This window comes from Pseudomonas sp. A125, from assembly GCF_055409485.1.
Genome location: NZ_JBUZVP010000015.1, coordinates 1 through 16,568, shown reverse-complemented (window position 1 = coordinate 16,568; position 16,568 = coordinate 1). Strand labels below are relative to the sequence as shown.

Annotated in this window: 13 protein-coding genes; 5 read left to right on the top strand and 8 right to left on the bottom strand. The window is 54.7% G+C overall.

Features of this window, described 5'->3' with window-relative positions:
• The first annotated feature begins 231 nt into the window (after window positions 1-231).
• A complete protein-coding gene (locus tag ACZRN6_RS20205) occupies window positions 232-561 on the top strand; it encodes a hypothetical protein (protein ID WP_464008639.1) in 330 nt (109 codons plus the stop codon).
• 136 nt (window positions 562-697) lie between these two features.
• Window positions 698-1,660, top strand: coding sequence for an ArdC family protein (locus tag ACZRN6_RS20200; RefSeq protein WP_464008638.1), 963 nt, complete (start codon window positions 698-700; stop codon window positions 1,658-1,660).
• 132 nt (window positions 1,661-1,792) lie between these two features.
• On the opposite strand, the gene ACZRN6_RS20195 is transcribed toward ACZRN6_RS20200, so the two are convergent.
• A complete protein-coding gene (locus tag ACZRN6_RS20195; protein WP_032830353.1) occupies window positions 1,793-1,990 on the bottom strand; it encodes a DUF7740 domain-containing protein in 198 nt (65 codons plus the stop codon).
• A gap of 224 nt (window positions 1,991-2,214) precedes the next feature.
• Between ACZRN6_RS20195 and mobH the strand changes: the two genes are divergently transcribed.
• On the top strand, window positions 2,215-3,939 hold the full coding sequence (gene mobH, locus ACZRN6_RS20190; RefSeq protein ID WP_464008637.1) for a MobH family relaxase: 1,725 nt from the start codon (window positions 2,215-2,217) through the stop codon (window positions 3,937-3,939).
• A 222-nt stretch (window positions 3,940-4,161) separates the two neighbouring features.
• On the opposite strand, the gene tnpC is transcribed toward mobH, so the two are convergent.
• The 6 genes from tnpC to ACZRN6_RS20160 form a co-directional block, all read right to left on the bottom strand.
• Complete coding sequence (gene tnpC / locus ACZRN6_RS20185) at window positions 4,162-5,688, bottom strand: IS66 family transposase (RefSeq protein ID WP_034128273.1); 1,527 nt, start codon at window positions 5,686-5,688, stop codon at window positions 4,162-4,164.
• Between the two features lie 61 nt (window positions 5,689-5,749).
• Window positions 5,750-6,085, bottom strand: a complete 336-nt coding sequence (tnpB, locus tag ACZRN6_RS20180) for an IS66 family insertion sequence element accessory protein TnpB (RefSeq protein WP_003282984.1) — start codon at window positions 6,083-6,085, stop codon at window positions 5,750-5,752.
• Window positions 6,082-6,399 carry an IS66-like element accessory protein TnpA gene (gene tnpA, locus ACZRN6_RS20175; protein ID WP_003282986.1) on the bottom strand — a complete coding sequence of 106 codons (318 nt, stop codon included), beginning with the start codon at window positions 6,397-6,399 and terminating at the stop codon, window positions 6,082-6,084. Before tnpA ends, tnpB begins: the two co-directional genes overlap by 4 nt.
• Window positions 6,400-6,735: 336 nt before the next feature.
• A complete protein-coding gene (locus ACZRN6_RS20170) occupies window positions 6,736-9,168 on the bottom strand; it encodes an AAA family ATPase (protein ID WP_464008636.1) in 2,433 nt (810 codons plus the stop codon).
• The gene (locus ACZRN6_RS20165; RefSeq protein ID WP_464008635.1) at window positions 9,165-9,800 is read right to left on the bottom strand and encodes a hypothetical protein; all 636 of its coding nucleotides are present in this window, start codon (window positions 9,798-9,800) and stop codon (window positions 9,165-9,167) included. The genes ACZRN6_RS20170 and ACZRN6_RS20165 overlap by 4 nt, the downstream gene beginning before the upstream one ends.
• Window positions 9,797-11,554 carry an SIR2 family protein gene (locus ACZRN6_RS20160; RefSeq protein ID WP_464008634.1) on the bottom strand — a complete coding sequence of 586 codons (1,758 nt, stop codon included), beginning with the start codon at window positions 11,552-11,554 and terminating at the stop codon, window positions 9,797-9,799. Before ACZRN6_RS20160 ends, ACZRN6_RS20165 begins: the two co-directional genes overlap by 4 nt.
• A gap of 994 nt (window positions 11,555-12,548) precedes the next feature.
• Between ACZRN6_RS20160 and ACZRN6_RS20155 the strand changes: the two genes are divergently transcribed.
• Together ACZRN6_RS20155 and ACZRN6_RS20150 are read left to right on the top strand one after the other, a co-directional pair.
• Window positions 12,549-13,535: a hypothetical protein gene (locus ACZRN6_RS20155; protein ID WP_464008633.1), complete on the top strand. Its 987-nt coding sequence runs from the start codon at window positions 12,549-12,551 to the stop codon at window positions 13,533-13,535.
• Between the two features lie 456 nt (window positions 13,536-13,991).
• Entirely contained in the window at window positions 13,992-14,786 is a 795-nt protein-coding gene (locus ACZRN6_RS20150) for a DUF4238 domain-containing protein (protein ID WP_464008632.1), read from the top strand.
• 255 nt (window positions 14,787-15,041) lie between these two features.
• On the opposite strand, the gene ACZRN6_RS20145 is transcribed toward ACZRN6_RS20150, so the two are convergent.
• A complete protein-coding gene (locus tag ACZRN6_RS20145; protein WP_464008631.1) occupies window positions 15,042-16,334 on the bottom strand; it encodes a HEPN/Toprim-associated domain-containing protein in 1,293 nt (430 codons plus the stop codon).
• Window positions 16,335-16,568 lie beyond the last annotated feature (234 nt).

The following is a 16,568-nucleotide window of genomic DNA, read 5'->3' as shown; positions in this document are numbered from 1 at the left end:
AGCCAGAGCCTTCAAGACTACGTCACTTCGGTGATGGTTCTCCCCAAGTGCGATTAGCGTTCGGTAGCTCGCACGGTCACCGTTTCTACGGTGATGAACGCCTACTGCTCTCCTGAGCGCCTTTCGAGCTCTGCTCGCCAGGCAAATCCTCTTGTTTTTCTTCAACCCACAGCGGGGAAATCCTTTCCCCCAACGGGACAGGTTTCTTCGCGTCTTCAACGGAGGCACACCATGTCCGACTCACTTACACCGGAAATACTGAACACCCTTCGGTTGCCCATTGTGTTCACTCCTGGCGCGTGGCAACGCGTAGTACTGCTCGAGCGCTCAGGTCATCCTGAGAGGCTGCAGGTCGATCGGCTGAGCAACGTATTGCGCGCAGCCTTCGAGGCTCACCTGGCCTATCCACACGAACCTTATGTGGTGTTCGAGGTAGCCCACATCGCGCCAATGGGTCATCCACACGATGACCCGTTGCTGCAACTGAGCCTTAGCCTGCTCCTCGAGCCAAACCAACCTGGCGCCTTGCTGATAGCTCTCGCAGGAGAACACCAACGCTAAACGCATACGACCGTACTCGGCATCCAGATCCACACTCAGACGGCATGCAAGTCCTACATCAATCCAACCCATCACCCACCGGGGAACCCTCCCCGACGGGTAAGGCGTTCCTCCGTTTTCTCTCGAGGAAAATGCCATGCGCGATATCTACCAAGATGTGACTAACAAGATCGTTACCGCTTTGGACCAAGGCGTTGCCCCCTGGATTAAACCCTGGTCTCCAAGTGGCTCAGCTTACGTCAATCATCACCAACCCTACCCCATCAACGCAATCACGCGTCGCCCCTACTCGGGCATCAATTTACCTTTGCTCTGGGCCGAGGCCAGGTTGCAGGGATTCACTCAAGATCGTTGGCTGACCTTCAACCAAGCCAAAAAGGCCGGCGGGCACATCCGTAAGGGTGAGCGCAGCGCCCTAGCAGTGCTCTATAAGCCGATGGAGCGCGAGGAACAGACCGAGACAGGCCAACCCGTACTTGATGAAAACGGTCAGCCCAAGGTCGCTCACTTCGGCATTCTCAGGACGCATTTTCTGTTCAACGTCGAGCAAACGGAGGGGCTCGAAGCGCTCAATGAAACCCTGCTCGAGACGGAACTGAGTGATCCCTTCCAGGCCAACAGTGCTGCGGAAAATCTGCTGTTAAGTTCGGGGGCACACATCGTTCATCGATCTGCCGACGAAGCCTTTTACCACCCGATCAGGGATCTCATCCAACTGCCGACAAAAGGGCAATTTCACGATGAAGGTGGGTACTACGCCACCGCACTTCACGAGCTGACGCACTGGACCGGGCATCGCACTCGGTTGCAGCGCGAAGGCGTGACGTCAGTCTGTCCGTTTGGCTCGCCAGGCTACGCGTTTGAGGAGTTGATCGCCGAAATGGGCGCTGCGTTTTTATGTGCCTACTCCGGTATACAGGGAGAGCTTCGGCACGAGGGCTACATCGACTCCTGGCTCGGTCTGCTCAAGGCAGACAAGCGCGCGATCTTTCGTGCCAGTGGTCACGCCCGAAGCGCATCGGAGTATGTACTCAACTTGGAGCAGCAACTGAAGCAAGCGATCATGGATGACTCGCCTTGCATGAACGATGGAGCTTAATCGATACCTCACCGTTGCAAACGCTTCAAAGGGCCTGACACGAGTTGGGCCCTTTTTTATGCTCAGAAGAAAGGCTCCATGCCGCGGGACTCTGACGCAAAGAACAAGAGAGGCGCGCACACCAGCAGCCTGTCATTCCGCATCCAGGTTCTGCGCCAGAAAATCCACCAGCTCGAGTGGTCTCCGGCTGTCGATCACCTTGTAGATCAGATCGCGCTTACTGCGCGGCAACTTCTTGACCACGCTCTTCGCCGAGGCCCTGACGGCTTCGTCTGTCCCATGGATACGTGCCGCAAGGAGCAGCACAAGCGTGGCGTCAGTCAGATTCATGGCAAGCCCCGAGAAAATTCGCACCGCAGTGTACCGACTCTTGTCTTTTTCGTACCAGCCCCCAACAAAACGATGCCTAGCAGTATCCATATTCCGATTGCGGCACAAAGGGACACAAGCCAAAAGGTCGGGTAAGGGTTGAAAGGGGAATGGGGACTCAAGGGTAAGAGCTCTATCCGAAAAGGCTAAAAGGCCACTGACCTACCATTTCCTGGGAGGCACCGATGCTCAGTCTGTTTCGCCACAAAAGGCAGAAGTCCCCTCCGACACCAGCCATAAGCGTCGCTGAAGGTTACCTGCCCATCGAGTTGCCCCATAACTTGTTAGCAGCGGAACACCGCCGCCAGTTGCTCGATCGCATCTGGCAGTACACCGCCCTCTCCCATCAGCAGTTCAGCCAGCTCTATTTAAATCCGATCCATCGCTACGCCGAACTGGTCCAACAACTCCCGGCCAGCGAGACGCACCACCATGCTTATCTTGGCGGCATGCTCGACCATGGACTGGAACTGGTCGCTTGCAGTTTGAAACTGCGTCAGTCGTATCTACTTCCCACCGGCGCCGCGCCCGAAGACCAAGCCGCCCAGACCGATGCCTGGTCGGCGGGTATTGCTTATGGTGCCCTGCTGCATGATATAGGCAAGATCGCCGTGGACCTGCTGGTCGAACGCCAGGATGGCCGTCTTTGGCATCCTTGGCAGGGCCCGCTGGATCGGCCCTACCGCTTTCGTTACCTCAAGGGTCGTGACTATCATTTGCACGGTGCTGCCGCAGGCTTGCTTTACACCCAGATTCTTGACCGACCAATCTTGGACTGGCTGAGTGGATTTCCATCGCTGTGGGCCAGCCTGCTGTATGTCCTGGCCGGCCAATACGAGCGCGCCGGCGTGCTGGGCGAGTTGGTGATTCAAGCCGACCGCGTCTCCACCGCGCAGAATATTGGAGGCAACCCAAACAAGGCGCTGCAAGCGCCGATTCATTCGCTGCAACATCACTTGATCAGCGGACTGCGTCATCTGGTTCAACACGAGCTAAAACTCAACCAGCCAGGAGCCGCGGGTTGGTTGACTCACGACGCACTTTGGCTCGTCAGCAAGGCCGTCACCGACAAGCTGCGAGCCTATCTGCTGTCGCAATCGATTGAGGGTATTCCCTCATCCAACATCGCGGTCTTCGACGAACTCCAGTCGCATGGACTGGTCGAGTCTACTGCCGAAGGCAAAGCCATCTGGACCGCGCTCGTCGTACAAGGAAACTGGGAGCAGACCTTTACCTTTCTGCGCCTTCAACCGGCGTTGATCTGGGGGAACGAAGACCGGCCCGAGGCCTTCAACGGAACGGTGAGCGTGGCAGCTGATGACCATACAACTGACGCTCCGGTATCACCACCAGCCCCCAAGGCTGTCAATACAAAGTCAACTCAAAACCCATCGCAGCCAGATCCCATGGCGCTGGAGGATGCCGACTATCTCGGCACGCTGTTGGATATGTTCGATTTGGAAGAGTCTGAGGTCAGTGACTCATCGTCACCAAGCACTTCCGAAATTTCAAATCCCTCGTCGAAAGACCCCGGTCAGGCATTCCTGAATTGGGTCAAAGAAGGGATCCAGAGCCACAAGCTGATCATCAATGACAGCAAGGCCAAGATTCACACGGTGGATGGTACCTTTTTCTTGGTCACGCCTGGTCTTTTCCAACGCTATGTTCAGGCGTGTCCTGGTATTTCACAGGGGGCCGACCAAGAATTTGAAAAGTGGCGCTGGGTCCAGAAGCAGTTCGAAAAACTGAAGATCCACAGGAAGCGTGACAACGGCATGAACATCTGGGTGTGCAAAGTACAAGGGCCTAGGAAGAAATCGACCTTGAAGGGGTATCTGATTGGGGAGCCGACTTCACTTTTAACATCGATACCACCAAACAACCCTTTCCTCGCGTTTGATGATGGCTAGCGACCTAGCATCGATAGCCCAGGCTCGACTGGTTTCTTAGGTATTTCTTTGGCAAGAAAACGTCCAAGATCCACTGTTTTTTGCCACCTACAATTCAGGCCTACAGATCTTTCAGTCCATGACCTGCACTTCTCGGAACGTTTCGCTCTGCTCCAAAGCCGCGCTTCGGCGATCACCAAGATCAATCAAGGGTAAGCGTACGCCGAACTCACCTTGCGCGACTCAGGCAGGCGCCCACTGATGCGGCAGCAGTTGGCCGACCTCACTCGCCCGTTGCGTCGGCAGGCGTGTCAGCACGTCCTTGAGATAGGCATACGGATCATGCCCGTTCATGCGGGCCGACTGGATCAGGCTCATGATCGCCGCCGCGCGTTTGCCGCTGCGTAGCGACCCGGCAAACAACCAGTTCGAGCGCCCCAGGGCCCATGGACGAATCTGGTTCTCGACCTGGTTATTGTCGATGGGCACAGCACCATCCTCGACATAGCGAGTCAGTGCCTGCCAGCGTTTAAGGCTGTAATCCAAGGCTTTCGCCGTGGCCGATCCGTTGGGCACAAGATCACGCTGGGCCAGTATCCAGTCATGCAGTGTATCGAGGATCGGTGAAGCCTTTTCCTGTCGTATTCGCCAGCGTTCTTCATCGCTCATGTCCCGTGCTTGCCGTTCGATTTCGTACAGGCTGCCCATCGCGTGCAGTGCTTGTTCGGCCAACTGGCTTTTGTTTGCAGCGTGCAGATCGAAGAACTTGCGGCGGGCGTGGGCCATGCAGCCGATTTCGGTAATGCCTTGCTCGAAGCTGGCCTTGTAGCCAGCGAAGTCGTCGCAGACCAGCTTGCCATTCCACTGACCAAGAAAATTGCGCGCATGCTCGCCGGCACGGCTGGGACTGAAGTCATACACCACGGCCTTCAGATCGGCGAAGGGTGTGGTGCTGTAGGCCCAGACGTAAGCCCGATGGGTTTTCTTCTCGCCTGGGGTGAGCATTTGCACCGGGGTTTCGTCAGCGTGGATCACGCGTTGGCCCAGCACGGCTTCGCGCAGGGCATCGACTAGCGGCTGGAGCTGCACGCCGGTTTGTCCGACCCACTGCGCCAGTGTCGAGCGAGCGATGGCCAGGCCGGCACGGCCAAAGATTTTCTCTTGCCGATATAGCGGCAAGTGGTCGGCGAATTTGGCCACCATCACGTGAGCCAGAAGGCCGGCGGTGGGGATGCCCTTGTCGATCACCTGGGCCGGCACGGGGGCCTGGATCAGTGTTTCGCACTGGCGACAGGCCCATTTCCCACGCACATGCTGTTCGACGGTGAAAACGCCCGGCGTGTAATCCAGCTTTTCGCTGATGTCTTCACCGATGCGTTGCAGCTGGCAGCCGCAGGCGCATTGGGTGTTCTCCGGTTCGTGGCGGATCACGGTGCGCGGAAATTGTGCCGGCAGCGGTGTGCGCTTGGGCTGTTGGCGGGGTTCGGCTGGAGCAACCGGGGGATTGACAGCTTTCAGCTCCGCCTCGATGGCGGCGATGTCAGTGTCGAGCAGGTCGTCCAGCAAGCTACCCTGGTCAGGGCTCAGTTGCTCGCTACGCTTGGCAAACTTGTGCCGTTTGTACCAAGCGATTTCGTGTGTGAGCTGCTCAATGATGGTTTGATCACGGTGGATTTTCTTGCCCATCACGTCGACCTGCGTCAGCAACTGCGCGGCCAGTGTGCGCAGTTGCTCAGCTGTCAGTTGGTCGAGATTGGGCGAGGAGTTCATGCTGCTGATTGTGCCAGAGCAGACGCTCTGCGCAGATACACCGATGGGCTAATGGCCGGTGCTACAGCACTGTGATCGCGCCGCCCGCACCGACCCGCTGCCAGGGCAGCCCCAGTACCAACGCCTGAAGTTGCTCGGTGTCGAGTTCAACTTCCGAGCCGTGGCGGATGCCTGGCCAGTGAAACTTGCCCTGGTTCAATCGCCGCGCGGCCAGCCAGATACCCACGCCGTCATGCACCAGGACTTTCATGCGGTTGGCGCGGCGATTGGCGAACAGATAGGCGCAGTGCGGCTTCGCCGCACCGAACACCGCCACCACGCGGGCCAACGCGGTTTCAGTGCCCGCGCGCATATCCATGGGTTCGGTGGCGAGCCAGATACTATCGATACGGATCACTGGGCGAGCCCCCGGACAAAGCGGGCGCATCCTTCAGGATCGGAAGCTGGCCATTTCACTGTGATCGATTGCTCGCCCAGCGGTAGCTCGATAATCACAGCTGGTTCAACTGGTCGTTTTGGCGTAACTCTCGCAGGAACGAACGCCGGCAACGCCGCTGGCAGTTGATCTCGATAAAGCGGTAGCCACTTGCGAATGACGTTGGCATTGATGCCGTGGCGGATGGCAACGCTGGAAACGGTCGCACCGGGTTGCAGGCACTCCTGAACAACCTGGGCCTTGAACGGTTTGGGGTAAGAGCTTCGTTGGCGCATGGAAATCCCGGCGATAAGGGCTATCGCGTCCGCTTAAAAATACGCGGACACCATCGTCCTTAATGCTGGAGTTCGGAAGGTGAGTTGGCCGGACGGATACAATCAAGGTATCAAGTATGCGGAGCAATCCTTCAGCCTGGTCTTGGCAGAGAGGATAATGTTTATCAGCAAGCCGCTGGATCACAGCGGCTAGCGCTCTCTCTTCAGCAGGTTCGGATCACCTAATCGTCCACAAAAAATAGCAGGCAGGTCACCATCTTATATGGCAGAAACTTCGCAATCTCACTCGCACGTTGCGTTGGGAGGCGCGTCAGCACCTCTTTGAGAGATCGAGAATTAACCGACAGCATGAAGCGCAGTCTCTTGCTTGAACGAGAACCGCTCCGAGATGCACACGCTATCTCGACGAGGACCTCGTGATAGCTCAAGTGTCAGGAGGCTATCCTCGGGGAATGCAGGACTGAGCTCTAGTTTGAGGTACTCGAAGAGTTGGCGGTCATGGACAGCTATTACAACCTGCCGACCATGTTCCTTTGACAAGGTCTTCAGAAGTGCCGCGAAGTGGGCGATATGCACGTCGTCCATCGATTGCACCGGGTCATCGAGAATGAGGCACGGTAGATCACGCGGGACTGATAGATGCAAGGCGATAAACAACGAGAGGGCTCCGGTATTAAGATTACCTGCGCTCAGCATTGCACCTGGTGTCCCACCGGCTTCGCCTCCATCTCTATGCTCAGTAATTAATTTAGGCTGGAGCCTCTGAGTGGATGATTCTGGAATGCGAAATGCCGGTACAAATGGTTCGCCTGGCGCCAAGCGTACAAAGAGATCGCGCCACACAAGGTTGAGCCGATCATTGAATTCCCGACGAATAATTGCGGAACGCACCTTATCAACGGCACTACGGATCGTGTTGCCCTGCTCGCGTAGGACTTGCGCCCGCTCGAGGGCAACGTTAGCGAATTTCCAAGATTCGTCATCGGCAGAAATCCTTGCATCCACTTCTAATCGTTGCCTAATCGCGGCGCGAATCGTAGCGATTAGATCGGCAGCCTTTCGCCGCAATGAAAGACGCTTTTCAAATCGCGCCGCCTGGGTAGCCAAAAGCGATTCCAACCTAGTCGCTCCGGCCTCGAAGGACTCTCCTTCACCTAACTCAGGTGCGCGAATTGAAAGCGCAAAATCATTCAAAATGTCGTGCGCTGCGACTAGAGAAACATCGCGGATCTGGGCGTCGCTCACTGAACGACGCGCGGCGACATCGGCCGCGCGTAATTTTCCACCCAACTGCAATGCGTCGAAAATACTCTTGAGTTCGCTGATCAGAACATTGATAACAGCTAGCCGCCGGTCAAGGTTAGCTAGGTCACTCTCTTCAGGACTGCGCGCCGCAATCGTCTCAATGTCTCGCTCCAGTCGCTCAATGACGACTTGCATTTCACTGCGCGCACGTCCGAGTGTCAGTAATCGCTCTGCCGATGCAGATAAACTTCGAACCTTGTCATGGACATGTTCGCTTAACGGAGCCAAGCCCGTTTCGGTGAAATTTCGATCGCAAACTGGACACGTATCATCAGCAATAAATGATGTCAGCTCCGAAAGCGCCGCCGCCAGGCTGCCAGCACTACTGGATAAAAGAACGACTTCTTCATCTATCGTGTTCCTCTGGCGCAGAGCCACATCACGTTCATCTTGCGCTTTCGCGCGCCCTGCAATATCAGTCCGTGCTTGAGTAACACGTTCAGAAACATGCTGCTGCTCAGTGCTTAATCGCACCAGTGCCGTTTCTGCGAATTGCTCCGGGTCGCTTGGAAGCGAAATATTTGATAACACCTCTTCGACACGACTGCGTAGAGATTTGACTTGATCTCCATATGTCGCTTCCCAATGCGAAAACTCCTCACTGGCTTCATCCGCGCCAATAGTAATGAGGTCCACGGTGGTTCCGGTTGCAGCCTGCGCCCCCTCAATTTCACGCCGAATGGAAGCTAGTTTTCGTTGCTGGTCCGTCAGTAGTGAAAAAGCATCCGCGTCTTTGTCATCTGAAAGGCTAGTGGCAACTTCATCGAGTGTTTCTTCCCGCACCTCCACGGATAATTCCAACTCCGCACAGAGGATTGCAATCTCATCAGCCACGGTTTGAACTTGCTCGTTTAAAACTGAGTGTGCCTTGCGTTGTTCGGTGAGCAGGCGATCTAGGCGTAATTTTTCATTTTCCGCAGTAAGCCAGCCTTCCACACTTTTGCGGACGTTGCGCACATCTGCAAGCGGCTTTAGCCCAGCTTCGAGCGCGTCAAGGCGATCCAGTCCTAGAAGTTTGGCTACAAATTGAGCTAGAGGGGATGTCGCATCGTGCCCCGCTTCTTGATAGATCTGAAGCAACTGACCAAGCAGAGCCTGCGGTAGGAATGCCCGCTCGCGGAAGAATGTCGCACGCATATTGTCAAGCGCGTTGATGGACTGCGCACCGGTTACATTGAGAGTAGCGTTGAAACTTTGTTCTAATATTCCGCTGATGGCCCGCAACAGAACACTGCCCTCAGAAGCTGATCGATGAAGTAGTTGCTTCTCATAGCTGGGATCAGCGCGCTCCAGCGAATGAACCTTCCCTGTCAGGGCGAGTTCGATAGCTGAAAGAATGCTCGTCTTTCCCGCACCGTTTTCACCATGGATAAGCACAACCTTGGCGTCAAGCGGTGCATGAATCTTTCCGCGGATGCTTCGGAAATTGTTGATGTCGAGGCTTTTAAGAATGAAATCGCTCAAGACTGCTTCGCTCCCAGATCGGATTGGAAGGCACCGCTGATCACCTGTGAAATGGTATCGATCACCGCTTGCTCTCCGTCTGTTGATGCGGCGATAACAGCATCTATTAGTTCGCTATTAGTGTTTGCGGAAAGCGCAAGAATAAGCTGTTCTAAGGCAGGGCCATTACCAGTTGGGGATTGTCCTATCGGAGCAGGAAGCGTAAGCGGTAGTAGCACACGTATACAATCGTCCAACTGGCGTTGCGCAGCCTCGCCTGTCGGCCTCCCTTGATCATCAAGTGAGACTCCTTCGACATGCAGTACACGGCAGATTTCAGACAGAGCCTCAATCCCCTCCACCAGCACTGCACCTGCAAGGACTACCGTCACCACATAACGTGAGCCGGTTACGTCGAGCGCGCGACTTAACGCTTCGACACGTTGTTTGACACTTGCGCCTTCGCGGTCACCGTGCCCCCCCGTTGTTGTGTCGACCACTAGCACTAGATCTAGCGCCCTACCATCGTGGCCACGCATCGCAGCGGTGAACGCGAACTCCACACCAGCAACCTTGAAAGGGATCGTCAAGTCAGTGTAATCAGCGCCGTGAAGTCGCTCCTGAATCGCATGTATGATAGGTGCAACACTCACAGCATCATCTCCTTAACAAACTCCTGCTGTAATGTCGCGGCATCACCACAGTTCGCGAGTAGATTACCGAGGCTGACATGCGTTTCGCCAATGCGTCCGGTTCGTCCCGGAGCAGCACGGACGCGTCTCGCACTCCCTCCGTTCCCGCCCATCTGATACCAGGCATCGTCAGCATGTAGGATGATTGCATTGTTGTCGGCGAATCCACCGTTCATTTTTAAAGCGATCGCCTCAGTGGCCGACTTCACGACAAAAATTGGTCGATTTATTCCGTCAGGACGTAATGCGCACGCAGATATTGCCCCTGACTTCAGATCTTCATCCGCGGGTTTATAAATATCCCAAAGCCCCGTTTCTCGCCCATATTGCAACAGCGACAAGGCGACCCCAAGACGTCCCAAACCCATAGCTTTGGCGTTCTGGTCAGTGGCGATGAGGTTGAGAGTTGAGTTGCTTAACGTCTCGTAAGCGTCCGCGCTTGAAGGTAGGCGGCCACTTCGAAACAAAGAGAGCATACGGGACCATTGCCTGACAGCTTGGTTTACAACGTCAGTCCGGTTCCAATCCCCAGGAGTGGGAACTGCAAGCTCTGCTATGTCATCTCGTAACGACTTCAGGAAAGACTCGAGTTCGCTTGCAACCAGGCCTTTACCGATTTCGGTAAGAGCAAGCTGCATTAATGCAGTGATCTTATCGCCGAGGACCTTAAGAACTAGCGCGATTAATACCTTTTCACCCCAGGCGCGCAGCAGCGTAGCTTCATGAATGGCAGCGGCATTTTCGTTGTATACCTCACCATAAGAGAGGCGTAACACATCTCGCTGTCCCTGCTGGATCTTATCCTCACAGAAAATATGCGCTGGAGCAGCCGGCGCACACGGCCAAGGCCATGCATGCGCCGCCTTGGCTCGCGCGAAAAGAGTCTGGAGATTGTTGTCTTGGATCGATAGTCCGAGCACGAGCGTTTTTTGAGCTGTTGCAAGCCCGACGACAGCATTGCACATAGCTAAGAACTCAGGCTTCTCCGGCCAATCCATTATCTGGGTGTAGCTTCCGGTTAAGAATCGGCGAAAAACTAATGGCTCACGCGAAGCATGCACAATGCAGCCATGAAACTTCAGCAATCGTGCCCGCCCGGCAGGCCCCCTAAGCTGGTCGGGGTCAACGACCACCTGCAGCACACCAGGAACACGATTGCTCAAACGATCGACCGCGGCCTCTATAAATCCGTCCCAATTCGCCGAGGCGACCGACTGTACTGCCCCCTCTAGAATTAGTATCGCAATACAAAGATGTTCGGCGGCAGGCGGCGCGGGATCTTGGAAGGCCAGCCTGATATTGATCGCATCCCACAGGATAAAGTCAGCGTTCGTTCCCACGATACGAATGTCAAGAACACGCGCGTACTTGTTCCAGAGCCGGTCAATGATGCTGTCATGCTCTGGCCAAGACGCGAGCGGTTGTACGTACTGCGCCTGAACTGTCGCGGGCTCTATCTCAGCAAGCCCGAGGGCTTCTTCAAGTGCGGGCAAGTACGCAGCGGCAGTCCCAACTGCAACTGCCCTCTCTCGAATATAATCGAATGCTCGTTCTATGAGGTTACCGAGGTTTGGAGCTCGCCTTGAAATCCCTGAACCTACCCATAGCGCAAATTCGCCATTCGCGACCGCGTTGGCAGCCGGAGCGAAATCGGACTCGAGTTTCTCAAGCACCTCACGCACCGCAATGTCATTAGCCGTTGGAGCTGGAGCCATGTCTACCACTTCTCCCTGTTATGACATCGTCGTATTACTTTCGGACATGGACAATATAGCCATCTCAGAGCGCATTGATATAGAGAGTTTTTGCAGTTCCTCCTTGGCTACCGGAGTATTCGTGTTCATTTGCGTCGTCCATCCTCTGCGGAGGAAATGTCGAAGATGCTTGAAGAGCGTTGCCAGGCGTTCGCACAAGGGCGTGTAAAAATTGTGGTGCTCGATCTGGCACGTAGTGATGCCAACGCTGGAGCCGAACCACGCCCTGCTATATGTCAGCCTTAACCGATGTCAGCCTTAACCGCCAATCCCCCTCATGGTGGATGGACGCACACTGAACGCCACCCAGCTCCACCTTGGTTTTCTGTCAGAAATTGCCATTCGCAATCGCTCGCATATTGGCTGCGATTGGGGGCAAAAATGGGGGCATAACGCAATTTTTTTGACCTGAAACTACCGCTCTAGAGGTAAGTCAAAATGTTCTTTGGCTTGCCTGAGAGTATCTAACCCTCTCTGGACGGTCGAATTAGTTGTTTGCTGGATCGCTTCGTAGCGATAAACGGGCGCAGCGATCATGAGTTACACCACCTCCTGGGAAACGATCCGTTGCGTGCTAACCGGCCCCATGAGCACTGCGCTAGCTTCTCAACGGTCGTGGGGCCGCCTGCGACCACGTTCTACTGGCCATCTTGGCAGACAGGTGATAGCTGCCCCGTTCTCTGAGGAACAGAGCATCTCGAAAGGCTATGCCAGTGTCGGTACGTCCGTGCGGTACAAACCGGCGCCAATCGGATCATCAAGGGCGAACCCCGTACTGTCGGCTGACCGTCCTGGCCTTGTGCGTGGCCAGACTCCGTCCCACAAGACCCTTACCCCAATATGAAGTGATGGCACGAAGCCTTCCATCGAAGATCTATGCGCCCTATACTGTTTATACATACAGATCAACCTGCGCGTCCCATCTTCTCCCGCTTTAACCAGATTGGAGCAATTGATGCCATCAACCGACTTCATGGAATTCAAGACTTTCGCTGACATCCAAGGTCACTTCGAAATCGCCCTAGATCTGCTGCTTAAGAAAGAGAATTTCAGCCACGGAGTGTGGCCTTATAAACTCTATCAACCTGAAGCAAGCTGCCAGTATGAAAAGCTTGGTAAACGATGTGCTCAGCAGCACCAAAAAGGTTACGTCGTTGGTTGTACCGATGGTTCCGTGGTCCTGATCGGCCATTGCTGCGCTCACAAGTACCTCAGCCTGGATGATGAATCGGTCAAAGCAGGCTTCAAGCAGCTTGACACGAACCAGCGGCAATCAATCCGCCGTCGTAAGGTGGAATCCCTGCTCAAGAAGCGGCAATCCTACGTAGAGCAGGGCAAAGCCCTTCACATGCAACACAGGGATTTGCAAGCGCGAATCACTGAGTTGTACAACACACTCCCCCGGCAGATTTGGCATAAATTAATCGACCGCTGGAAGACGAATAGGCTGGAGGTGGTCTGGGAATATCAGATAACCAAGACAGGTACCTATAATGGAAAGAAGGTTGTCGAGAGAACCTGGTACCCGAGTTCCTACGGCAAGCTCAACGGGTTGGGAGCATGGCTTGAACTGGACTATCAAACGTACGCCGGGCAGATATCAGACTACCGTAAACAGCTCGAACTCATCCCTGCCAAAGATCATCTGACTAACGCTGAAATCGATCACGCTGAGGCCACTCTCAATAACGTGGCTGCTATCACGAGCATGGAGCGAGAGCTCGGAGCTCTCTCCAAAATGCTGAGCGACTTTTCCGAGCCATCCAATTTGGTACGTGCAGTTCAGCTCACCAGCAATCAAGCCGTTCGGGCGGAAACTGTAGTCGCTGTGCACCGGTTGACGGGGAAAACTCTAGCGATGACGCCCGAAAGGTTCGTTGCGGATATTGATGTAGCTCTGAAGCGCAAACACGATGCAACCGGATTACGTATTCAGCAGTGACGAACGTTAGGATGGCCTGGGTTAAGAAACAGCATCACTCACAGCAAGCCCAGTACTATCCGATCTAGCAGGGCAAACTAGCGTCAACCGTGATTTAGCACGCGCCTTAGGATGGCGGACCTGGTGTACATCAGCACTCATCTTTCAGGCACCCAGCTTGCATCGCCCGGTCTGGACATAGGTACCCTGATGAGTGCGGTGACGAAACCGGCTGATCGGGTGGCCTTCGCTGGCGACGCTGTGTCCAAGACGAACCTCATAATCCAATAGCCCGGCGTATAGCGACAAGGGCGAATATGCTGGCCTTAAAGCTCGAACAGCCTTAGGTACTTCGCTGAAGGCTCACCGGACACGCCGTCGTTGATGCGTTCCGGGTCTACAGCAACCCTATGCTGGCGATAACATCCTCAGCTCATCGTCCCAAACTGACATTTGTCTGATAAAAAGGAGTTTTCAATGCAATTAACCGTTCGGCAGCACTATGTGCCTCGGGTCTATCTTCGTGCGTGGGCTGATTCAAATGGAAATCTGGCAGTTGATGCTAAAGCAGGGGGACAGAGAATCCACCCTCAGCCTGAGGCGATCTGCTTGGAAAGATATTACTACGAGGACCCGGCCAACCCTCCTACGAATGAACTTGAAAAAAAATTTTGTGATTCCGAAGGAGCGTTTGGACGAGTGCGCGACTTTCTTACGTTCGTGCAGGGCAACGCTATCGCAGATGGGCAACCTGTAGCGCGGACGCTGGCAAGCGCTTTAATGGGCCTTCCAGACTCTCTGAGCGCGCTGAAAGATTTTGCTGCTACGGCATATTTCCGTACTCCGGCGGCGCTTGCACAAATGAAGCGGGAGCTTGCTGATGACAACTCCGAAGCAGCTAAGGAAGCACTAGAGAGCCTCACTTCTCCCTATTTTTTTGGCCAGCAGGCGTTTGACTCTACGCTATTGGACCGCTTTCGAAACCTCCACGTTGTACTGATGCACTCGCCCAATCGCAGATTGGACACAGGTGATTGGCCCTGCTTCCCAGTCGCTGGTGGGACCGGCCATGCAAGCTTTGCTTATGACATCGGCCGGCATGATTCTGCAGTCGCGGTTATGGTTATCACGCCGACGCTCGCGGCAATGTTTCTTCCCAACATCGACAATAAACAACCAATCGTCATCCCTGGAGAGATGCCTTTAGCTCTTGCCAAGCAGACGAACGACATGGTTTTTAGATTCGCAGAGCGGTGGGTCATCCGCGGTTAGGCCCCAGGCAGGATCCGCTCAAGCAAGTGCAGGTCCAAAGACGTGGTCACCCACCCTTTCCGCAGACCGTGCACGAACACGCTTGCGAAGGTCTTGCTGTTGGCGCTGGCGTCGAATTGACCCATTGGCCGATGCCATGATGTTCCAACAGCAATCCGCAAAAAACCAGCACTGGTAGCGGTTCATAAGGTAGAAGCTTGGATCAGTATGGTTTCAGCAACTGGGTCAATGCTGTGCTGGCGATAACACCTGCGGCTAAGAATCGAGCATCTCTGCAGCTATGCCACTGCACTGTTCGAGAAGCGCCGCTATCACAATTTGTAACTTACTCGCATCATAGGCACCTGATTCAATAGTTTCAGGGGTGATCTTATAAAACGCCTTCGCGTAGCTATCTTTGTAGTCGAGCGAGCCTTGGTAAATATCCAGCGACTCCTTGTAATTCGTCCAAGTGACCTGCGGTGATGGACGGCCCTCCAACCTGAGGTCGAGGTAACACTCGATAGCCGCCGCGCAGCCGTTGATATCAGCATTCGCAACCCCACTAGGCCCGTTGGCCGGGAAATCGCGCAGCTCATCCAGGTCGGGTAGCACCATCACTCTCATGTTTACTGGGAATTTGAAGCGTTGAAGGAGGCTTCGGTAGGTATCAATGCCTTCGGCATCGTTGTCTAACAGGAAGATCACACGATTGTGAACGTCAATTTTTACCAACCCTTCAGCGAATTTCGAAAGATTTCCAGTGCCGGAGAAAGGGTGACGCTCTTCGATATCGATGAAGCGGAAAAAATCCTCGATATCTGGCCTTAGCAGCGATAGGCCGCGCTTCAAAATGTGAGTATCAGATGTGCCTTCAGTCGCGATCAAATAAGTCTGGGTTCGACGCGCGCTGCCGACGAAATCCTCGTTTCTTGCCCAGCCGGCATCAACGAAGATGCCGTAATCCCAGACAACGTCTTCGTTCAGGTTGGCAGGATTTTCAGCAACGACCCGAAGGGTTGAATACGGGCTCAAGAAGCCGATCAGAGAGCCGAAGTGGCGGCGCTCGGAATAACCTCCGATGTCGCGGTCAAAAACCCCGCTCGGCAATAGCGAAACCGCTGGATCAGCGGCGAAGCGGCCTTGTCCCTGCGCATGCTCAGCATCATAGCCGTCTACATACTCATTTTTAAGGTCCCTCAAAGCATGCGCCTTGATGAAGTCGACAAACTGTTCGAACGTCAAACGCTCGGGCCGTACTTCGGTGGGTTCATACTCGGCGAACTGGTCGCGGTCGAGCACGACCTGCTTTTCATACTCCGATTTGACTGATCCCATTGTGTACCCGAGTAGCTCCAGCCGTGACACCATGGAACCAAGAGTTCGGCAAAAACATAACTCCATTTGGTGAAGGCCTTCAGGGCTATGGGCGTAGTCGTAATCAATATTGCCGTGACGGCGGAACCGGCGGTCGCTCTCCTGATAGAGCATACCGTGGTCCATACCCATGTAGCCCGTATTATAAGTGAGATCAATATCGCCCACAGACAGTGTGATTGGAGTGCTCATGAAAACCTCATCACCTAGCGTTGATCTGCTATTGATATCCCGATGCTGGCCGCAATGGCGGTACACCAGACATTCTCCAACTTTAGAACCGAGATAGCGCCCGTCGATACCAAACACCTTCCCAAAGCGGCGATATGAGTAATTGCATGGACTTGACCACCCATTTGCATTCGACTTGACCAGGCGTTTGCATCGGACGTGACCAGTGCACATGATATCCATGACTGGCTGGAC

Coding starts and splice junctions, on each gene's coding strand:
- ACZRN6_RS20200 (WP_464008638.1), top strand. CDS start 698: ATGCGCGATATCTACCAAGATGTGACTAACAAGATCGTTACCGCTTTG.
- ACZRN6_RS20195 (WP_032830353.1), bottom strand. CDS start 1,990: ATGAATCTGACTGACGCCACGCTTGTGCTGCTCCTTGCGGCACGTATC.
- ACZRN6_RS20150 (WP_464008632.1), top strand. CDS start 13,992: ATGCAATTAACCGTTCGGCAGCACTATGTGCCTCGGGTCTATCTTCGT.
- tnpC (WP_034128273.1), bottom strand. CDS start 5,688: ATGAACTCCTCGCCCAATCTCGACCAACTGACAGCTGAGCAACTGCGC.
- ACZRN6_RS20160 (WP_464008634.1), bottom strand. CDS start 11,554: ATGGCTCCAGCTCCAACGGCTAATGACATTGCGGTGCGTGAGGTGCTT.
- ACZRN6_RS20205 (WP_464008639.1), top strand. CDS start 232: ATGTCCGACTCACTTACACCGGAAATACTGAACACCCTTCGGTTGCCC.
- tnpA (WP_003282986.1), bottom strand. CDS start 6,399: ATGCGCCAACGAAGCTCTTACCCCAAACCGTTCAAGGCCCAGGTTGTT.
- ACZRN6_RS20155 (WP_464008633.1), top strand. CDS start 12,549: ATGCCATCAACCGACTTCATGGAATTCAAGACTTTCGCTGACATCCAA.
- ACZRN6_RS20145 (WP_464008631.1), bottom strand. CDS start 16,334: ATGAGCACTCCAATCACACTGTCTGTGGGCGATATTGATCTCACTTAT.
- mobH (WP_464008637.1), top strand. CDS start 2,215: ATGCTCAGTCTGTTTCGCCACAAAAGGCAGAAGTCCCCTCCGACACCA.